The organism is Cryobacterium sp. 10C3, from assembly GCF_034314285.1.
In the GTDB taxonomy this organism is placed as follows: Bacteria; Actinomycetota; Actinomycetes; order Actinomycetales; family Microbacteriaceae; genus Cryobacterium; species Cryobacterium glucosi.
On record NZ_JAVIWF010000002.1, the window covers coordinates 2,220,196 to 2,237,248 of the forward strand.

General features: G+C 66.6%; 15 protein-coding genes and 2 pseudogenes. 2 read left to right on the forward strand and 15 right to left on the reverse strand.

The genetic code is table 11. From position 1 onward, the window contains the following. Positions 1–25 precede the first annotated feature (25 nt). The 13 genes and pseudogenes from RGU41_RS11465 to prmC all read right to left on the reverse strand — a co-directional run bounded on the left by RGU41_RS11465 (position 26) and on the right by prmC (position 11,325). A complete protein-coding gene (locus RGU41_RS11465; RefSeq protein ID WP_322136263.1) occupies positions 26–796 on the reverse strand; it encodes a peroxide stress protein YaaA in 771 nt (256 codons plus the stop codon). Between the two features lie 17 nt (positions 797–813). Next, complete coding sequence (locus RGU41_RS11470) at positions 814–1,080, reverse strand: F0F1 ATP synthase subunit epsilon (protein ID WP_134448166.1); 267 nt, start codon at positions 1,078–1,080, stop codon at positions 814–816. 2 nt (positions 1,081–1,082) lie between these two features. Further along, positions 1,083–2,546: a F0F1 ATP synthase subunit beta gene (gene atpD, locus RGU41_RS11475; RefSeq protein WP_134448164.1), complete on the reverse strand. Its 1,464-nt coding sequence runs from the start codon at positions 2,544–2,546 to the stop codon at positions 1,083–1,085. 17 nt (positions 2,547–2,563) lie between these two features. Next, positions 2,564–3,466, reverse strand: a complete 903-nt coding sequence (locus RGU41_RS11480) for a F0F1 ATP synthase subunit gamma (RefSeq protein ID WP_134448163.1) — start codon at positions 3,464–3,466, stop codon at positions 2,564–2,566. Positions 3,467–3,517: 51 nt separating this feature from the next. Beyond that, positions 3,518–5,155, reverse strand: coding sequence for a F0F1 ATP synthase subunit alpha (gene atpA / locus RGU41_RS11485; protein ID WP_134448325.1), 1,638 nt, complete (start codon positions 5,153–5,155; stop codon positions 3,518–3,520). An 87-nt stretch (positions 5,156–5,242) separates the two neighbouring features. Continuing rightward, a complete protein-coding gene (locus tag RGU41_RS11490) occupies positions 5,243–6,040 on the reverse strand; it encodes a F0F1 ATP synthase subunit delta (RefSeq protein WP_134448161.1) in 798 nt (265 codons plus the stop codon). Beyond that, positions 6,040–6,588: a F0F1 ATP synthase subunit B gene (locus tag RGU41_RS11495; protein ID WP_134558703.1), complete on the reverse strand. Its 549-nt coding sequence runs from the start codon at positions 6,586–6,588 to the stop codon at positions 6,040–6,042. Before RGU41_RS11495 ends, RGU41_RS11490 begins: the two co-directional genes overlap by 1 nt. Positions 6,589–6,621: 33 nt before the next feature. Then, the gene (gene atpE / locus RGU41_RS11500; RefSeq protein ID WP_134448159.1) at positions 6,622–6,858 is read right to left on the reverse strand and encodes an ATP synthase F0 subunit C; all 237 of its coding nucleotides are present in this window, start codon (positions 6,856–6,858) and stop codon (positions 6,622–6,624) included. 48 nt (positions 6,859–6,906) lie between these two features. Next, on the reverse strand, positions 6,907–7,695 hold the full coding sequence (atpB, locus tag RGU41_RS11505) for a F0F1 ATP synthase subunit A (protein ID WP_134448157.1): 789 nt from the start codon (positions 7,693–7,695) through the stop codon (positions 6,907–6,909). A 175-nt stretch (positions 7,696–7,870) separates the two neighbouring features. Next, the gene (locus RGU41_RS11510; protein WP_134448155.1) at positions 7,871–8,347 is read right to left on the reverse strand and encodes a hypothetical protein; all 477 of its coding nucleotides are present in this window, start codon (positions 8,345–8,347) and stop codon (positions 7,871–7,873) included. Further along, positions 8,344–9,566, reverse strand: a pseudogene (locus RGU41_RS11515) (MraY family glycosyltransferase). The gene RGU41_RS11510 and the pseudogene RGU41_RS11515 overlap by 4 nt, the downstream one beginning before the upstream one ends. Positions 9,567–9,568: 2 nt before the next feature. Continuing rightward, a pseudogene (locus RGU41_RS11520) lies at positions 9,569–10,362 on the reverse strand (L-threonylcarbamoyladenylate synthase). A 48-nt stretch (positions 10,363–10,410) separates the two neighbouring features. Next, the gene (gene prmC, locus RGU41_RS11525; protein WP_370294889.1) at positions 10,411–11,325 is read right to left on the reverse strand and encodes a peptide chain release factor N(5)-glutamine methyltransferase; all 915 of its coding nucleotides are present in this window, start codon (positions 11,323–11,325) and stop codon (positions 10,411–10,413) included. Positions 11,326–11,458: 133 nt separating this feature from the next. On the opposite strand from prmC, the gene cysK reads away from it, so the two are divergent. Then, positions 11,459–12,397 carry a cysteine synthase A gene (gene cysK, locus RGU41_RS11530; protein ID WP_134448145.1) on the forward strand — a complete coding sequence of 313 codons (939 nt, stop codon included), beginning with the start codon at positions 11,459–11,461 and terminating at the stop codon, positions 12,395–12,397. Between the two features lie 27 nt (positions 12,398–12,424). Continuing rightward, entirely contained in the window at positions 12,425–13,006 is a 582-nt protein-coding gene (gene epsC, locus RGU41_RS11535) for a serine O-acetyltransferase EpsC (protein WP_134558685.1), read from the forward strand. A 111-nt stretch (positions 13,007–13,117) separates the two neighbouring features. Here the strand turns inward: epsC and prfA are convergent, their stop codons facing one another. Further along, complete coding sequence (prfA, locus tag RGU41_RS11540) at positions 13,118–14,197, reverse strand: peptide chain release factor 1 (protein WP_134448141.1); 1,080 nt, start codon at positions 14,195–14,197, stop codon at positions 13,118–13,120. Continuing rightward, positions 14,197–16,854: a transcription termination factor Rho gene (gene rho / locus RGU41_RS11545; RefSeq protein ID WP_322136264.1), complete on the reverse strand. Its 2,658-nt coding sequence runs from the start codon at positions 16,852–16,854 to the stop codon at positions 14,197–14,199. The genes prfA and rho overlap by 1 nt, the downstream gene beginning before the upstream one ends. Positions 16,855–17,053: the final 199 nt, after the last annotated feature.

The following is a 17,053-nucleotide window of genomic DNA, read 5'->3' on the forward strand; positions in this document are numbered from 1 at the left end:
GCATACGGCCGGGTGCCGGGGTTCGTCAGGCGAGGGCCCTGGCGAGCGGCGCGTCTTCCAGAAGCTCGAGCGAGGCGGGCCCCGCCGCACGCAGGGTGAAGCCGGCGCCGGGAGCCCAGTCCAGCAAGTCGTCGACAGTCGCGAGCTCGGGGGCGCTCCGGATCAGGGCACGGGTGAACCGGCCCTTCGCGGTCTTGTTGAAGTGGTTGAGGGCGCGCACCTGCCCGTCGGGGGTCTCCGTCACGACGCGGAGCACGACCGAGCCGACCCGGGCCGGTGCGGCACCGAGGGCGACGTAACCCGCGGAGCGGAGGTCGAGCACGAGGCCGGACTCCTGGGCGAGCAGTGCCGCGATGCGCGGGCCCCAGTGCTGCTTCAGCACGAGGCCGGGCAGCCGGCTCGTCGTCGACAGCCGGTAGGCCGGAATCGGATCGAGGGCGCCGATCGGACCGAACAGGGCCGAGTGGACCAGCACGTGGGCCGCGGCCCAGTCGCGGTCGGCGAGGGTCAGGGTCTGGGCGTCGAGCGCGTCGTAGAGCACCCCGGTGTACCGGTCGAGGGCCGCCATCGTCGGGGCGGTTGTGAGCGCCCGGTTGTGGGCGACCTCGCCGGACTGGGTGCGGCCGAGCTTGAGGGCGGCCATCATGGCTTCGGGGTGCCGGGCGAGTGAGCGCAGCTCACGCACGAGTACCCGCCGCTGAGCGTTCAGCGACGGGTACCTGAGATGGTTCAGATCGAGCGGTTCGCCGGTACCGCCTGTGCGTTTCGTCTCGGAAGGCGGCAGCAGGAGCAGCACGGGCTAGATCGACACGGCTAGACGAGCCCCGCTTTGCGCGCGACGATCGTGACCTGGTTGTTGGCGACCGACAGGAAGCCGTCCTCCGCCTGCGCGACGATCTTCTCGCCGCCGGGCAGGGTCAGGCGCACTTCGCCGCTCGCCAGGATGGCGAGCAACGGCTCGTGGCCAGGCAGGATGCCGATCTGGCCTTCGACGGTGCGCGCGACGACCATGGTCGCCTCGCCGGACCAGACTTCCTGGTCGGCAGAGACGACGCTGACGGTGAGCGGGGCTCCTGCCATGGCTAGTCGTTCTCCTTCTGGATTTTCGCCCACTTCTCTTCGACGTCGGAGATGCCACCGACGTTGAAGAATGCCTGCTCGGCGACGTGGTCGAAGTCACCATTGGCGATCGCGGTGAAGGATTCGATGGTGTCCTTGAGCGAAACCGTCGAGCCCTCGACACCGGTGAACTTCTTCGCCATGTAGGTGTTCTGCGAGAGGAACTGCTGGATGCGACGGGCCCGCGAAACGGTGACCTTGTCTTCCTCGGAGAGTTCGTCAACACCGAGGATCGCGATGATCTCCTGGAGTTCCTTGTTCTTCTGGAGGATCGCCTTGACGCGGACGGCCGTGTTGTAGTGGTCGACGCCCAGGTAACGGGGGTCGAGGATACGGCTGGTCGAGGTGAGCGGGTCGACGGCCGGGTAGAGGCCCTTCGACGCGATCTCGCGGGACAGCTCGGTCGTGGCGTCGAGGTGGGCGAAGGTCGTCGCCGGTGCCGGGTCGGTGTAGTCGTCAGCGGGCACGTAGATGGCCTGCAGCGACGTGATCGAGTGGCCACGGGTCGAGGTGATGCGCTCCTGGAGGATGCCCATCTCGTCGGCCAGGGTCGGCTGGTAGCCCACGGCGCTCGGCATGCGACCCAGCAGGGTCGACACCTCGGAGCCGGCCTGGGTGAAGCGGAAGATGTTGTCGATGAAGAGCAACACGTCCTGCTTGGCGACGTCGCGGAAGTACTCGGCCATGGTCAGCGCGGAGAGGGCGACGCGGAGACGCGTTCCCGGCGGCTCGTCCATCTGGCCGAACACGAGGGCGGTCTTGTCGAAGACTCCGGCCTCTTCCATTTCCTTGATGAGGTCGTTGCCCTCACGGGTGCGCTCGCCGACTCCGGCGAACACCGAGACACCGCCGTGGTCCTGCGCGACGCGCTGGATCATTTCCTGGATCAGGACGGTCTTGCCGACGCCGGCTCCACCGAAGAGGCCGATCTTGCCGCCGAGGACGTACGGCGTGAGCAGGTCGATGACCTTGATGCCGGTCTCGAACAGCTGGGTCTTGGCCTCGAGCTGGTCGAAGGGCGGCGGCTTGCGGTGGATGGGCCAGCGCTCCGTGATCTCGATCTTCTCGCCGGGCTCGGCGTTGAGCACCTCACCGATGGCGTTGAAGACGCGGCCCTTGGTGACCTCGCCGACCGGAACCATGATGGGAGCTCCGGTGTCCCGGACCTCCTGGCCGCGGACGAGGCCGTCGGTCGGGTTCAGCGCGATCGCTCGGATCAGGTCGTCTCCGAGGTGCAGGGCGACCTCGAGGGTGATCTCAGTGGAGACGTCACCGATGACGATGGTGGTCTTCAGTGCGTTGTACATGCCCGGGATCGAGTCGTGCGCGAACTCGATGTCGACGACCGGGCCCGTGACGCGGGCGATCCGGCCGACGGCAACGGTCGGGGCCGGCGCGTGGACTGGCGCGGTTGCGATGTCAGTCATTGCTCTTCTTCTCTGGTTTAGTTCTTGGCGGATGAGAGCGCATCGGCCCCACCCACGATCTCGGAAATCTGCGAGGTGATCTCGGTCTGCCTGGCGTTGTTGGACAGCCGGGTGAAGGTCGTGATCAACTTGTCGGCGTTGTCGGCGGCCGACTGCATCGCCTTCTGGCGTGCTGCGTGCTCGGCGGCGGCCGACTGGAGCATCGCGTTGAACACGCGACTCTCGATGTACACCGGCAGGAGCGCGTCCAGGACCGTCTCGACGTCCGGCTCGAATTCGTAGAGCGGCAGGACCTGCCCGTCTCCGGGCTCCTCCACGCCTTCGACGACCTCGAGGGGAAGCAGGCGGACGACCTGGGGCACCTGGGTGACCATGCTCACGAAGCGGTTGAACACCACGTGAATCTCGTCGACGCCACCGTCTTCGGCATCGCGAAGGAAGGTCTCGAGCAGCGACTCGCTGATCTCCCGCGCGATCTCGAACTGCGGCTGGTCGGTGCCGCCGGTCCAGACCCGCTCGGACGCACGCCGGCGGAAGCCGAAGTAGGCGACGGCCTTGCGTCCGACGAGGAAGTAAACGACGTCCTTGCCCTGGCTGCGCAGCAGTTCGCTGAGTGACTCCGCTTCGCGCAGCACCTGGGAACTGAATGCTCCTGCGAGGCCTCGGTCCGACGTGAAGATGACGACCGCGGCGCGCTCGATCTTCTCCGGTTCGGTGGTCAGAACGTGCGCGACGTTGGAATACGTCGCGACGGCCGAGACCGCCCGGGTGATCGACTGCGAATACGGAGTCGAGGCCGAAACCCTCGCCCTCGCCTTCTGAATGCGCGAGGCCGAAATCAACTCCATGGCCCGAGTGATCTTCTTCATCGTCTGGGCAGACTTGATCTTCTGCCGGTAGACCCGAAGTTGCGCTCCCATGTGTCTCCTGTGCTTCCTTCTCAGTGAATAGTGGTTGTCTCAGCGCGCGGGTTAGCGGCGGTGCTTGACAATCTTTTCCTGGTTCACGTCGTCGGCGGTGATCGCTTCGAACTGTTCCTTGCCGACGGAGGCGAGCGGCTTGCCCTCACCGGTCTGGAATTCGCGCTTGAAGACGCTGACCTCACGCTCGAGGATCTCAACGGTCTCATCGCTCAGCACGTTCGTGTCGCGCAGCGTCTTCAAAACCTCGGTGTTGCGTCCGAGGTGGTCGAGGAGGCCACGCTCGAAACGGAGCACGTCCTCGACGGGAACCTCGTCGAACTTGCCGGTCGTGCCTGCCCAGATCGAGACGACCTGGTCCTCGACCGGATACGGCGAGTACTGCGGCTGCTTGAGCAGCTCGGTCAGGCGGGCGCCGCGGGCGAGCTGGCGACGGCTGGCGGCGTCGAGGTCGGATGCGAACATCGCGAAGGCTTCGAGCGAGCGGTACTGCGCCAGTTCGAGCTTGAGCGTTCCGGAGACCTTCTTGATCGACTTGACCTGCGCATCGCCACCGACGCGCGAGACCGAGATACCCACGTCGACCGCCGGACGCTGGTTGGCGTTGAAGAGGTCGGACTGCAGGAAGATCTGGCCGTCGGTGATCGAGATCACGTTGGTCGGGATGTACGCAGACACGTCGTTCGCCTTGGTCTCGATGATCGGCAGGCCGGTCATCGATCCCGCGCCGAGCGCGTCGGACAGCTTGGCGCAACGCTCGAGCAGACGGGAGTGCAGGTAGAACACATCGCCGGGGTACGCTTCGCGTCCCGGCGGACGACGCAGCAGCAGCGAAACGGCGCGGTAGGCCTCCGCCTGCTTGGACAGGTCGTCGAAGATGATGAGGACGTGCTTGCCCGCGTACATCCAGTGCTGGCCGATTGCCGAACCGGTGTACGGCGCGAGGTACTTGAAGCCGGCCGGGTCGGACGCCGGGGAGGCGACGATGGTCGTGTACTCCATCACGCCGGCATCCTCGAGCGCGCCCTTGACGGCGGCGATCGTGGAGCCCTTCTGGCCGATGGCGACGTAGATGCAGCGAACCTGCTTGTTCACGTCTCCCGAGGCCCAGTTGGCCTTCTGGTTGATGATGGTGTCGATCGCGATGGCGGTCTTGCCGGTCTGGCGGTCACCGATGATGAGCTGGCGCTGTCCGCGGCCGATCGGGATCATCGCGTCGATCGCCTTGATGCCGGTCTGCATCGGCTCGTGCACGGACTTGCGGTCCATGACGCCGGGCGCCTGCAGCTCGAGGGCACGACGGCCTTCGCTCTCGATCGGGCCGAGGCCGTCGATCGGGGCGCCGAGCGGGTCCACGACGCGACCGAGGTAGCCGTCGCCGACGGGAACGGAGAGCACCTCTCCGGTGCGGTGCACCTCCATGCCTTCGACGATGCCGGCGAACTCGCCGAGCACGACAACACCGATCTCGTCTTCGTCGAGGTTCTGGGCGAGGCCCAGGGTGCCATCGGCGAACTTGATGAGCTCGTTGGCCATCACGCTGGGCAGGCCCTCGACGTGGGCGATACCGTCGCCGGCTGTCGTGACGTAGCCGACCTCCGCGGTCGCGGTCTTGCTCGGCTCGTAGGACTTGACGAAGTCCTGGAGAGCATCGCGGATCTCATCGGGGCTGATCGTTAGTTCTGCCATCATCTTCCCTTTCCCGTACGGCTGTACAGGTTCTGTCTTGAACGAAGCGTTGCCGCTCGTGGTTTTTCTGTTCCGTCTGACCAGAGGTCAGCCGGCAAGCTGGAGTCGCAAATCCTTGAGGCGGGTGGCGATGGTGCCGTCGATGACGTCGTCACCGATCTGCACGCGGACACCGCCGACAAGGGAGCGGTCGATGACCTGGTTGATCGTCAGCGTACGTCCGTATCGTGCCGTGAGGCTGGTGCGCAGGCGCTCCAGCTGTGCGGAACTCAGTAGCTCGGCCGTCGAGACGGTCGCAATCGCGGTGCCGCCCTCGTCCGCGACGATTGTCGCGGAGAAACGCAGGAGTGCACCGATGCGACGGCCGCGGGGCTGCTGCACGAGGTGGCGCACGATCACGAGGGTCTGTTCCGAAACCTTGCCGGTGAGCAGGGAATCGATGAGCCCGACCTTGGCGCTGACCGCGCCGAGCTTCGAGGCAAGTGCCAGTTCGAGTTCACCGTTCGACGCGACGGCCGTTCCGAATTCGAACAATTCCGCTTCCACGGCACCCGCGACCGGGGCAGAGGCCGCAACGGCCCGCAGCCCCAGTTCTTCGATGCCGGCGAGCAGGTCGGAGTGACTCGACCAGCGCGCGGCGGCCACCGACTGGAGCAGGTCCAGTGCCGTGGGGGTCAGTTTCGCCGAGAACACGGCGGCAACGAGTGCCGCCTTGGCTGCGGCATCCGCGGCGGGATCGACCAGGGCAGACAGCAGCTGCGCAGAGTCGCCGATGACACGGCCGGAGTCGAGCAGGCCTTCGCCCGTTGCGAGATCGGTCGTTCGGCCGTGGGCGGCGAGAACCGCCCTCGTTGAGGCCAAAGCTTCCCTGGTGGCGCTTCCCATTACTTAGCTGCTTTCTCCGAGGCCTCAAGGTCGGCCAGGAAACGGTCGACGATGGCACTCGCCTTCGCGTCGTCCGTCAGGCTTTCGCCGATGACACCGGACGCGAGGTCGATGGCCAGGGTGCCGACTTCGGCACGGAGGGACAGGACTGCCGCCTGACGTTCCGCTTCGATCTGGGCCTTGGCACTCGCGGTGATGCGGGCCGCCTCAGCGCCGGCCTGCTCCTTGAGTTCGGAGATGATCTTCTGGCCGTCCGCACGGGCTACGTCGCGGATCTTGCCTGCTTCCGCACGGGCGTCGGCGAGCTGGGCCGTGTACTGCTCGAGAGCGGCCTCGGCCTTGCGCTGGGCGTCATCCGCCTTGGCGATGTTGCCCTCGATGGCCTCAGCACGGTCGTCGAGCATCTTCTGCATCCTCGGAAGGATGAGCTTCCAGAAGAAGAACAGAATCACGACAAAGCACACCGCGGACCAAATGATGTCCGGCCATGCGGGAAGGAGCGGGTTGTGCGCCTCTTCCGCGGCGGCTGCAATTACTGCGTGAAGCATCATGCCTCCATATCTAGGTGAAAAAGAGGACGATTAGGACGTGAAGATGAAGTACGTTGCGATACCGATGAACGCGAGCGCCTCGGTGAAGGCGATGCCGATGTACATCAGGACCTGGAGCTGGCCGGCCAGTTCGGGCTGACGAGCAACGCCCTCGATGGTCTTGCCGACGACGATACCCACGCCGATTGCCGGGCCGATTGCGGCGAGGCCGTAACCGACAGTGGCGATGTTTCCTGAGATTGCCGCGAGAACGGTAGTTGCGTCCACGTTTGTTTCCTTCCGTTGTGACGAATACGGCGAGTGCCGGGTTCGAGGTTAGTGTTCTTCAGCCACCGCGAGCTGGATGTAAACGGCGGTGAGCAGGGCGAAGATATACGCCTGGAGCACGGCGATCAGCACCTCGAAGAGGGTGAACGCGAGTCCGAAGACGAGGGTGCCCGCACCGAAGAGCTTGAAGGCTCCATCGGCCGTGAAGAAGAAGAACTGGGTCGCCGTGAAGAACAGCACCAGCAGCAGGTGGCCGACGATCATGTTCATCAGCAGTCGCAGGGTCAGCGTGACCGGGCGCACGAGGAAGGTCGAGATGAACTCGATCGGCGTCACGATGATGTAGAGCGCCTTCGGCACGCCGGGCGGGAAGAGCGAGTTCCGGACGAAATTGCCCGGGTTCTTCTTGAGGCCGGCGTAGATGAAGGTGCAGTACGAGATGACGGCGAGGAGCAGCGGAACGCCGATCACCGACGTGCCCGCGATGTTGAAGAACGGGATCGGTCCGGTGAGGTTCATGAACAGCACGAGGAAGAAGATCGTCGTGAGGAGAGGCAGGAAACGCTTGCCCTCCTTCTTGCCGAGGATGCTTTCCGCGATGTTGACCCTGGCGAAGTCGAGGCCCATCTCCACGAGGCTCTGCAGCCGGGTCGGTACGACCTTCATGCGGCGCGTGCCGAGCCAGAAGAGCAGGATCAGGGCGGCCATCGCAATGAAGCGGATGAGCATGATCCGGTTGATCTCGAATGGCGTCCCCACGAAGAAGACGCCCTCGGGGAAGAACTCATTGATGGATGGACCTTGGAAGGTACCGTCGCCGGTAGCCAACGGGAGCATCAGGTTTACGGCGGTTTCTAGCAGCGCTTTCTCCTGGTTCGGGGCGGGGAGCTCTGCTCTCGCGAAGACGAAAAATGGGTCGGAACGTCGAGCACGACAAAAGCAGCGCTGCGGGGCGAACCGGTCATTACCCTACCAAGAAACCCACCTCGGGCCGAATCCTGCGGGTGAATATTCATCGGTTTTTCTGTTCTCCGCTGCGGGGCAGATCACTCACGTACGGAACGCGGCTCTTGCGGATGACCACCACGTCGACGATCAGGGATCCGATGACGCCGGCGATGATACTCAGGAACAGCACGACCGGCTGCACCCAGGGCTGCCCCTTGAGCAGCACGACGAGCACGAGGAAGATCACGAATTTGAGCAGCCAGCCGCCCAGGACGATTCCGAAGAACGCGCCGACGGCGGCTGCGGTCCCGGCGAAGCGGTTGGCGATCAGGATGCTGCCTGCCGTGATCCCCATGAACACGAGCGCCATCCCGGTGCCGATCAGGGCGCTGAGCACTCCGATGCCGCCGGCGGCGAGCCCGCCGGCGATCATCCCGACCACGGCGATGCCGCCGGCGAGGTAGCCGCCGTAGACGAGGATGCTGCGGAACACCCGGTTGGACGTCGGCTGCAGGGATCCGGCTGGCTGGGTGGCGCTCATACGTGCTCCTCGGCTTGCGTCGATGCCTCGTCGAGGCGATCGAGCTTCACGATGTCGTGGGGAAGGGTGGCTGGGTGGGCAAGCTGGGTGGCCGCTTCGATCTTCTTGGAGCGGCTGAGCGGCGCGAGGGTCACGATCGTGCAGGCGACCAGGGCGCAGATCAGGAAGATCGTCGCCCACCAGGTCTGCACGCCGAAGTAGACGGGCAACACGAAATAGAGCAGGCAACCGACGGCTACGGCGGCCGTCCAGCCGTAGAAGATCAGCACGGCGTGCAGGTGCGAGTGCCCCATGTCGAGCAGCCGGTGGTGCAGGTGCTTCCGGTCGGCGCTGAACGGGGACTTGCCCGCGCGCACCCGGCGGAACACGGCGAGTGCGAAATCGAGCAGCGGGATGATCAGGATCGCGAACGGCAACAGAATGGGGATGAACGCGGGAAAGAGCTGGGACCGGTTCACCGCGGTCGGGTCGACCTGGCCGGTGATCGCGATCGCCGAGGTCGCCATCAGGAGGCCGACGAGCATGGAGCCGGAGTCGCCCATGAAGATCTTGGCGGGACGCCAGTTGAGCGGCAGGAAGCCGATGCAGGCACCCACGAGGATCGCGGCGATCACCGAGGCGAGGTTGAAGTAGTTGCTCGGGGAGGTGTCCCGTACGAGCAGGTAGCTGTAGATGAAGAAGACGCCGTTGGCGATGAGGGCGACCCCGGCGACGAGGCCGTCGAGGCCGTCGATGAAGTTGATCATGTTCATCACGAGCACGATCACGAAGACGGTGATCAGGATCGACATCCACGAGGAGCCGACGGTGAGCCCGCCGATCGGGAGGGAGAGCACCTGGACGCCCTGCCAGGCGACGAGCCCTGCCGCGATGAACTGGCCGGCGAGTTTGGTCATCCAGTCGAGGTCCCAGAGGTCGTCCGCGACGCCCAGCAGCACGATCATCAGGGCGGCGCCGACAATGGCGAGGATCTGCTCAGGATCGGAGAAGACAAGCCGGAGCGGCGCGAACTGGGCGGAGATGAGGTAGGCGACCCCGAAGGCCGCGACAACGCCGAAGAAGATGGCGACCCCGCCGAGCCGGGGGTCGGCCGGGTGTGCACGTCCCGCAGGCGGATCTTCGGATAGATCTTGTAGCGGTGGCTGACCTTGAGCACGACCCAGGAGAGGACGGCCGTGACAACAGCCGAGACGATGGCCAGCAGGACGAATACGGTCATGGCTAGCCCGCGACATCCGTTTCGGTCGAATCGCCGGTCGCGTCTTCGCGGGCGGATGCTGCGGGCACCTCGTCCTGCGGAGTCGCGGCAACGGGGGCGACGAAGCCTTCCGGTGCGAGCGCGTCGCCGACGACGGCTGCGAGGGCCTCCCGGGAGATCACGCCCTTCCGCACGATCACGAGCTTGCCGCCATTGGTGTGGAAGCCGGTCGCATCGATGATCGTCGAGGAGGTGTCGCCGGCCCGGTCGCCGATCGGCTCGTAGCCGGTGCCGGCCACTCCCCGTCGAGGTAGACCTCGACGCTCTCGCCGAGCATCTCGGCGGCGGTCGCCGCGTCGACCGCTGACGGCAGGCCGCTCGTATTAGCACTCGAGACGGCGAGGGGGCCGGTGTCGGCGAGGAGGTCGAGGGCGATCGGGTTGCTCGGCATCCGCAGGGCGACGGTGCCGCGGGTGTCGCCGAGGTCCCAGACCAGGGAGGGCTGGGCGTGGAGCACCACAGTCAGCCCGCCCGGCCAGAATTCCGCGACGAGCTCCCGCACGGGCTGAGGAATATTGACCGCGAGCGCGTCGAGGGTGCCGATACCCGGAATCAACACGGGCGGCGGCGACTGCCGGCCGCGGCCCTTCGCGTCGAGCAGGCGTTGCACGGCCTCTGGGCTGAACGCGTCGGCGGCAAGGCCGTAGACCGTGTCGGTGGGGATGACGACGAGCGCGCCGCGAGCGATCGCCGAGCGTGCCAGTCTCATGCCGGTTGCGTAGTCCGAGACAACCGTGCAGTCGTAGATGCGTGTCATTGCGCCCAATTCTAGTGCAGGGGTGTTTCCCAAGGCTGGGAGTGGGGGTCAGGGCGTAGGGCGGATGGCCGTGGTCGCCCGGTCGCGGGTGGTGTAGTCGCGGTGGGTCGCGGTCGCGCGCCAGCCGTCGCCGGTCAGCAGGGCACGGATGTCGGCGCCCTGCAGTTCGCCGTGCTCGATCACGAGCACTCCGCCGGGGCGCAGCAGGCGCAGGGCCGTCTGCGAGACGTGCCGGACGACGTCGAGGCCGTCCGCCCCGCCGAAGAGTGCGTGCGCGGGATCGAAGAGACGCACCTCGGGGTCGCGCGGCACGGCATCCGCCGGTATATAGGGAGGGTTCGAGATCAGGACGGCGACGGTGCCGTCGAGTTCGGCGAGGATGCCCGTGTCTGCGAGGTCGCCGAAGACGAGGGTCGCATTGGCCGCGTTCACCGCCGTGAAGTTGCGGGTCGTCCAGGCGAAGGCCTCCGGCGAGTTCTCGACGGCCCAGATCCGCGCGTTCGGCACTTCGACGGCGAGGGAGAGCGCGATCGCGCCGCTCCCGGTGCCGAGGTCCACGCCGATCGGGTCAGGGTCGGGCACGGAGCGGAGGGCGTCGATCGCGAACTGGGCCACCTGCTCGGTCTCGGGTCGGGGTACGAAGACGCCCGGGCCGACGAGGAGTTCGATCGACCGGAACGGGGCTCGCCCGGTGATGTGCTGCAGCGGTTCGCGCAGGGCGCGGCGAGAGACGAGGACGTCGATAGCGGCGGCATCCGCCGACGTGACACCGGTGCGAAGGATGACGGCGGCCTGCACCTCTCCGCGGCTCCGGCCGAGCACGTGGCCGATCAGGAGGTCGGCGTCGACCTCGGGGTCGGCGATGCCCGCGGCGGCGAGGATGCCGATGGTGCGGGCACGGATCGTGTCCACCGCGTCCGGGACCGCTTCGCCCGCGTCGGGGGCGGAAAAAGTGCCGGGAATGGAATGGTCGTCGTCTTCAGTTGTCACACCTTGGAATGTAACGTAATGAAGCGCGCTCTCCCAATGCCGGAGCCGTAGGCTGAGCGAGGTTCCCGATCCGAATGACCCGATGACCCGACCGAAAGGCACTGCGATGACCGCACGCATCTACTCCGACATCACCAAGGCAGTTGGAGGGACACCGCTGGTCAAGCTCAACCGCCTCACGGCGGGCCTCGACGCGACCGTGCTCGTCAAGCTCGAGTTCTACAACCCCTCCGCGAGCGTCAAGGACCGGATCGGCATCGCGATCGTCGACGCCGCAGAGGCCTCCGGCGAACTCCTGCCCGGCGGCACCATCGTCGAGGGCACGAGCGGCAACACCGGCATCGCGCTCGCGCTCGTCGGAGCGGCCCGCGGCTACAAGGTCATCCTGGCGATGCCGGAGACCATGAGCAAGGAACGCCGCGTCCTCCTTCGCGCCTATGGCGCCGAGATCGTGCTGACCCCGGGGGCCGCCGGCATGCGCGGCGCCGTCGAGAAGGCCGAAGAGATCGTCGCGAACACGCCCGGTGCGATTCTCGCCCGTCAGTTCGACAACCCCGCCAACCCGGCGATCCACTTCGCGACGACCGGCGTTGAGATCTGGGACGACACCGAAGGCGCCGTCGACATCTTCGTCGCGGGCATCGGCACCGGCGGCACCATCACGGGCGCCGGACGACTGCTCAAGGAACGCAAGCCCTCCGTGCACATCGTCGGCGTCGAGCCGATCGACTCCCCGATCCTCACCGGCGGCAAGCCGGGTCCGCACAAGATCCAGGGCATCGGCGCGAACTTCATCCCGTCCGTTCTCGACACCGACCTCTACGATGAGGTGACCGATGTCACCCTCGCCGATTCCCTCACCACCGCTCGCGCACTCGCGACCGACGAGGGAATCCTTTCCGGCATCTCGGGCGGCTCCGCCGTCTGGGCGGCCATCGAGCAGGCGAAGAAGCCGGAGAACGCCGGCAAGACCATCGTCGCCATCCTCCCGAGCTTCGGAGAGCGTTACATCTCCACCGTGCTGTATGAGGACCTGCTCGACTAACAAGAACGGGAACAACTGAAAACCGACATGGGAGTCATTTCACGCATCCGTGAGGACATGGCGATGGCGCGCGCCCACGACCCGGCAGCCCGCAGCAACGTGGAGGTCTTCCTCGCGTACAGCGGGCTGCACGCCGTCTGGTCGTACCGCATCGCGCACCGGATGTGGGTGGCCGGGTTGTACCTGCCCGCCCGGCTGGTCTCCCAGTTCACCCGGTTCCTCACCGGGATCGAGATCCACCCCGGCGCCCGGATCGGGCGCCGGTTGTTCATCGACCACGGCATGGGCGTCGTGATCGGGGAAACCGCCGATGTGGGCGACGACGTGATGCTCTATCACGGCGTCACTCTCGGCGGGAAGACCCGGCACGGCGTCGTCCGCGGTGAGAAGCGGCATCCCACCCTCGGCGATGGCGTCACGATCGGCGCGGGCGCGAAGGTGCTCGGTCCGATCACGATCGGCGCCTGGAGCACGATCGGCGCGAACGCCGTCGTCACGAGGGACGCCCCGCCGAAGTCCCTGCTGCTCGGCATCCCCGCGACGATCCAGCCGGTGCGCGCGCAGACGATCGAGGGCGCGCGCGGTCTCCCGGTCTCCGACGAGGACTAGCCGGCTCGCGGCATCTGCCGCCGCCGCCGACCAGAGTCACCAGAAATGCCCAGAATCGCCGTTCGACCGGCGATTCTGGGCATCTTCTGCGACACTCGAGCGCGAAACCGGTTAGTCGTGGTCCCCGATTTCGGCGAGGCGGGTGGCCTCGTCCGCGAGGATGCAGGACTCGATGACGGCGTCGAGGGCGCCGTTCATCACGGTGTCGAGGTTGTACGCCTTGTAGCCGGTGCGGTGGTCGGCGATACGGTTCTCCGGGAAGTTGTACGTGCGGATGCGCTCTGACCGGTCCATCGTGCGGATCTGGCCCTTGCGGACCAGGGACGCGGCCGCGTCGATCTCTTCCTGCTGCCGGGCGAGGACGCGGGCGCGCAGGACGCGCATCCCGGCTTCCTTGTTCTGCAGCTGGCTCTTCTCGTTCTGCATCGCGACCACGATTCCGGTCGGAAGGTGGGTGATGCGCACCGCGGAGTCCGTCGTGTTGACGGACTGGCCGCCGGGGCCGCTCGACCGGTAGACGTCGATCTTGAGGTCGTTGTGGTTGATCTCGACTTCTTCGGGCTCATCGACCTCTGGAAACACGAGCACGCCCGCCGCAGAGGTGTGGATGCGTCCCTGCGACTCGGTCGCCGGCACCCGCTGGACGCGGTGCACGCCGCCCTCGTACTTGAGGTGCGCCCAGACGCCCTCAGCGGGGTCGTTGGTGTTGCTCTTGATCGCGAGCTGGATGTCCTTGATACCGCCGAGGTCGCTCGTGGTCTGCTCGATGATCTCGGTTTTCCACTTTTTCGACTCGGCGTAGTGCAGGTACATCCGGAGCAGGTCGGCGGCGAACAGTGCGGACTCCGCACCGCCCTCCCCCATCTTGATCTCCATGATCACGTCGCGGGCGTCGAGCTCATCGCGTGGGATGAGCAGACGGCGCAGCTTCGCGGAGGTGTCCTCGAGCTGGACCTCGAGCCCGGGGATCTCCTCGGCGAAGGACGAGTCCTCCTCCGCGAGCTCCCGGGCGGCGTCGAGGTTCTCACCGATTTCTTTCCACTCGTTCCAGGCCGCGATGATACGGCTCAGCTCGGCGTAGCGCCGGTTGACCTTCTTCGAACGGGCCGGGTTGGAGTGCAACTCCGGGTCGGCCAGTTCAGACTGCAGCTCGTCGAATTCGGCCTGCAGAGTCAGAACAGACTCGAACATTACTTGTCCTTGTCTGACCCGTTCAGGGACGGCATCGACTTCTGAACCTGCATGAGGAACTCCACGTTGGAGGACGTCTCCTTGAGGCGACCGAGGACGACCTCGAGTGCCTGCTGCTGGTCGAGTCCGGCAAGCGCACGACGGAGCTTCCAGGTGACCTTGACCTCGTCCGAGCTCATCAGCATTTCTTCACGACGGGTTCCCGATGCGTTGACATCGACCGCCGGGAAGATCCGCTTGTCGGCGAGCTGGCGCGAGAGGCGCAGCTCCATGTTGCCGGTGCCCTTGAACTCCTCGAAGATGACCTCGTCCATCTTGGAGCCGGTCTCGACGAGCGCGGACGCGAGGATGGTGAGCGAGCCACCGTTCTCGATGTTGCGCGCGGCGCCGAAGAAGCGCTTGGGCGGGTACAGGGCGGATGCGTCGACTCCACCGGAGAGGATCCGGCCCGACGGCGGCGCGGTCAGGTTGTACGCCCGCCCGAGTCGCGTGATCGAGTCGAGGAGCACGACGACGTCGTGTCCGAGTTCCACGAGGCGCTTGGCACGCTCGATGGCGAGCTCGGCGACCGTGGTGTGGTCCTCGGCCGGGCGGTCGAAGGTGGAGGCGATGACCTCACCCTTGACCGTGCGCTGCATGTCGGTGACCTCTTCCGGCCGCTCATCGACCAGCACGACCATGAGGTGGACCTCGGGGTTGTTGGTAGCGATGGCGTTCGCGATCTGCTGCATGACGATGGTCTTGCCGGCCTTGGGCGGCGCGACGATGAGGCCGCGCTGGCCCTTCCCGATCGGGGCGACGAGGTCGATGATGCGCTGGGTGAGCTTGCCGGGCTCGGTCTCGAGGCGGAGACGCTCCTGCGGGTACAGCGGGGTGAGCTTCTGGAACTCGACGCGATTGGCGGCTTCCTCGACGGACAGGCCGTTGATCGAGTCGACCTTGACGATCGCGTTGTACTTCTGGCGGCCGTTCTGGTCGCCCTCGTGCGGCTGGCGGATGGAACCGACGACGGCGTCACCCTTCCGCAGGTTGTACTTCTTGACCTGGCCGAGGGAGACGTACACGTCGCTCGCACCGGGCAGGTAGCCGGAGGTGCGCACGAACGCGTAGTTGTCGAGGACGTCGAGGATGCCGGCGACGGGGATCAGCACGTCGTCGTCGTTCAGCTCGGGCTCGAAGTCGTCGCCGGCGGTGACGCCGCGGCGCTTGCGGTCACGGAACCGGTTGCGGTTGCTGCGGCTGTTCAGGTCGTCGTCCTGGCCACGGTCCTGCTGGTTGCGGTCCTGCTGGCCGCGCTCCTGCTGCTGGGCCTGACGGTCCTGGTTGCGTTCCTGGTTACGTTCCTGGTTGCGCTCCTGCTGGGCCTGGCGGTCCTGCTGGTTGCGGTCCTGCTGCGCCTGGCGGTCCTGGTTGCGGTCCTGCTGGGACTGGTTGTTCCGGTCCTGCTGCGCCGCGTTGTTGCGGTCCTGGTTGCGGTCCTGATTGCGGTCCTGGTTGCGGTCCTGGTTGTCCTGGCCGCGCTCGGCGTTCTGGTTCTGCTGGTTCTGGTTGCGGTTCGACTGGCGGCCGTTCTGCTGACGGGAGTTGTCGTCCTGCTCGCCGCCCGCCTGGTTCTGGTTGCCGCCCCGGTTGCGATTACGGTTGCGACCCTGGCGCGGCTGTTCGGCCTGCTCGGTGGACTCGTCGGAGTCCGTGTCGGTGTCCGTGTCGGCGGTGACCGTCTCGGCGTCCGCCGTGCGGTTGCCGGCGAAGTGGTCGACGGGAGCGTCTGCGGATGCCTCGGCGGTCGCGACGTCCTCATCGGTCGCGACGGGGATGCCCGCCGTGCCCTGTGCGAGTTCGTCGTTCAGGGCGTCGATGCGGCTGCGCGCGTCGATGCTGTTGCGGGCGGAACCGTTGCGTCCGTTGCCGCGGGCACTGCTGCGGCGCGAGCGGCCGGTCGTGACGGGGGCCTCGGTGACCTCGGCGGTCTCGGTGTCGGTCGCTGCGGCATCCGTCGCGGCGGAAGACGCGGGCGCTTCGCTCGTGGGAACCTCGACGACGGGAGCCTCGACGACGGGAGCTTCGGCGGAAGGCGCCTCGGTCGGGGCCTCGGTCGCTGCTGCTTCCGCGGCGGCCTTGACCGACACGGACGTGGCGCGCTTGCGCGCCTGGCGGACCGGCTTCTCGGCGGCGACAGGGGCCTCCGTGGTGCCGGTGCCACCGGCGTAGGTGGTGGGGGCCGTCGTGCGACGGGTCGTCGCGGCGGCGTCCGGGAGGATGAGGCCGATGCCGAGGTCGCCGTCAGCGTTGACGTGCGCGGCGGCGGGGGCAGCGGTCGCGGTGGTGGCGCGGCGCGGCGCACACTTGCGCGGCGGGGCTTCGACGAGAGTCGCGGTCGCGGCTGCTGCCGCGGCCGGCTCGGCGACGGCCGGCTCGGAAACGAGCTGCTCGGAGACGACCGGCTCGGTCGCGGCGAAGGCGGGGATTTCGAGCTCGGGGCTCACGGTGTCGCCACCGGCCTGGACGGCGGTGATGGCGGAGACGAGCTCGCCCTTGCGGAGCTTGGAGGAGCCGGGGATGCCCAGTTCGAGCGCGAGAGCCTGAAGCTCTGCGACACGGAGGGTTCCCAGGCGGGATGAATCCGCGGCACTTGCGCGGAGGTTGACGTCAGTCACGAAAATTTGTCCTTTCCCCCGGCACGAACATTTACGAAAACCGGGGAAGCTGTGGCAACGTCGGAGGCGCTGCGGGTGGTTCAATCCCACAGAAAGTGGATTGAAGTGAACACACACAGCCACGCACAGATGTCGCGATAGCAGTGAGTTACGGGAAATGCACCATCGAAAGGAACCGGTCGTTAGGCGATTTCTTCGG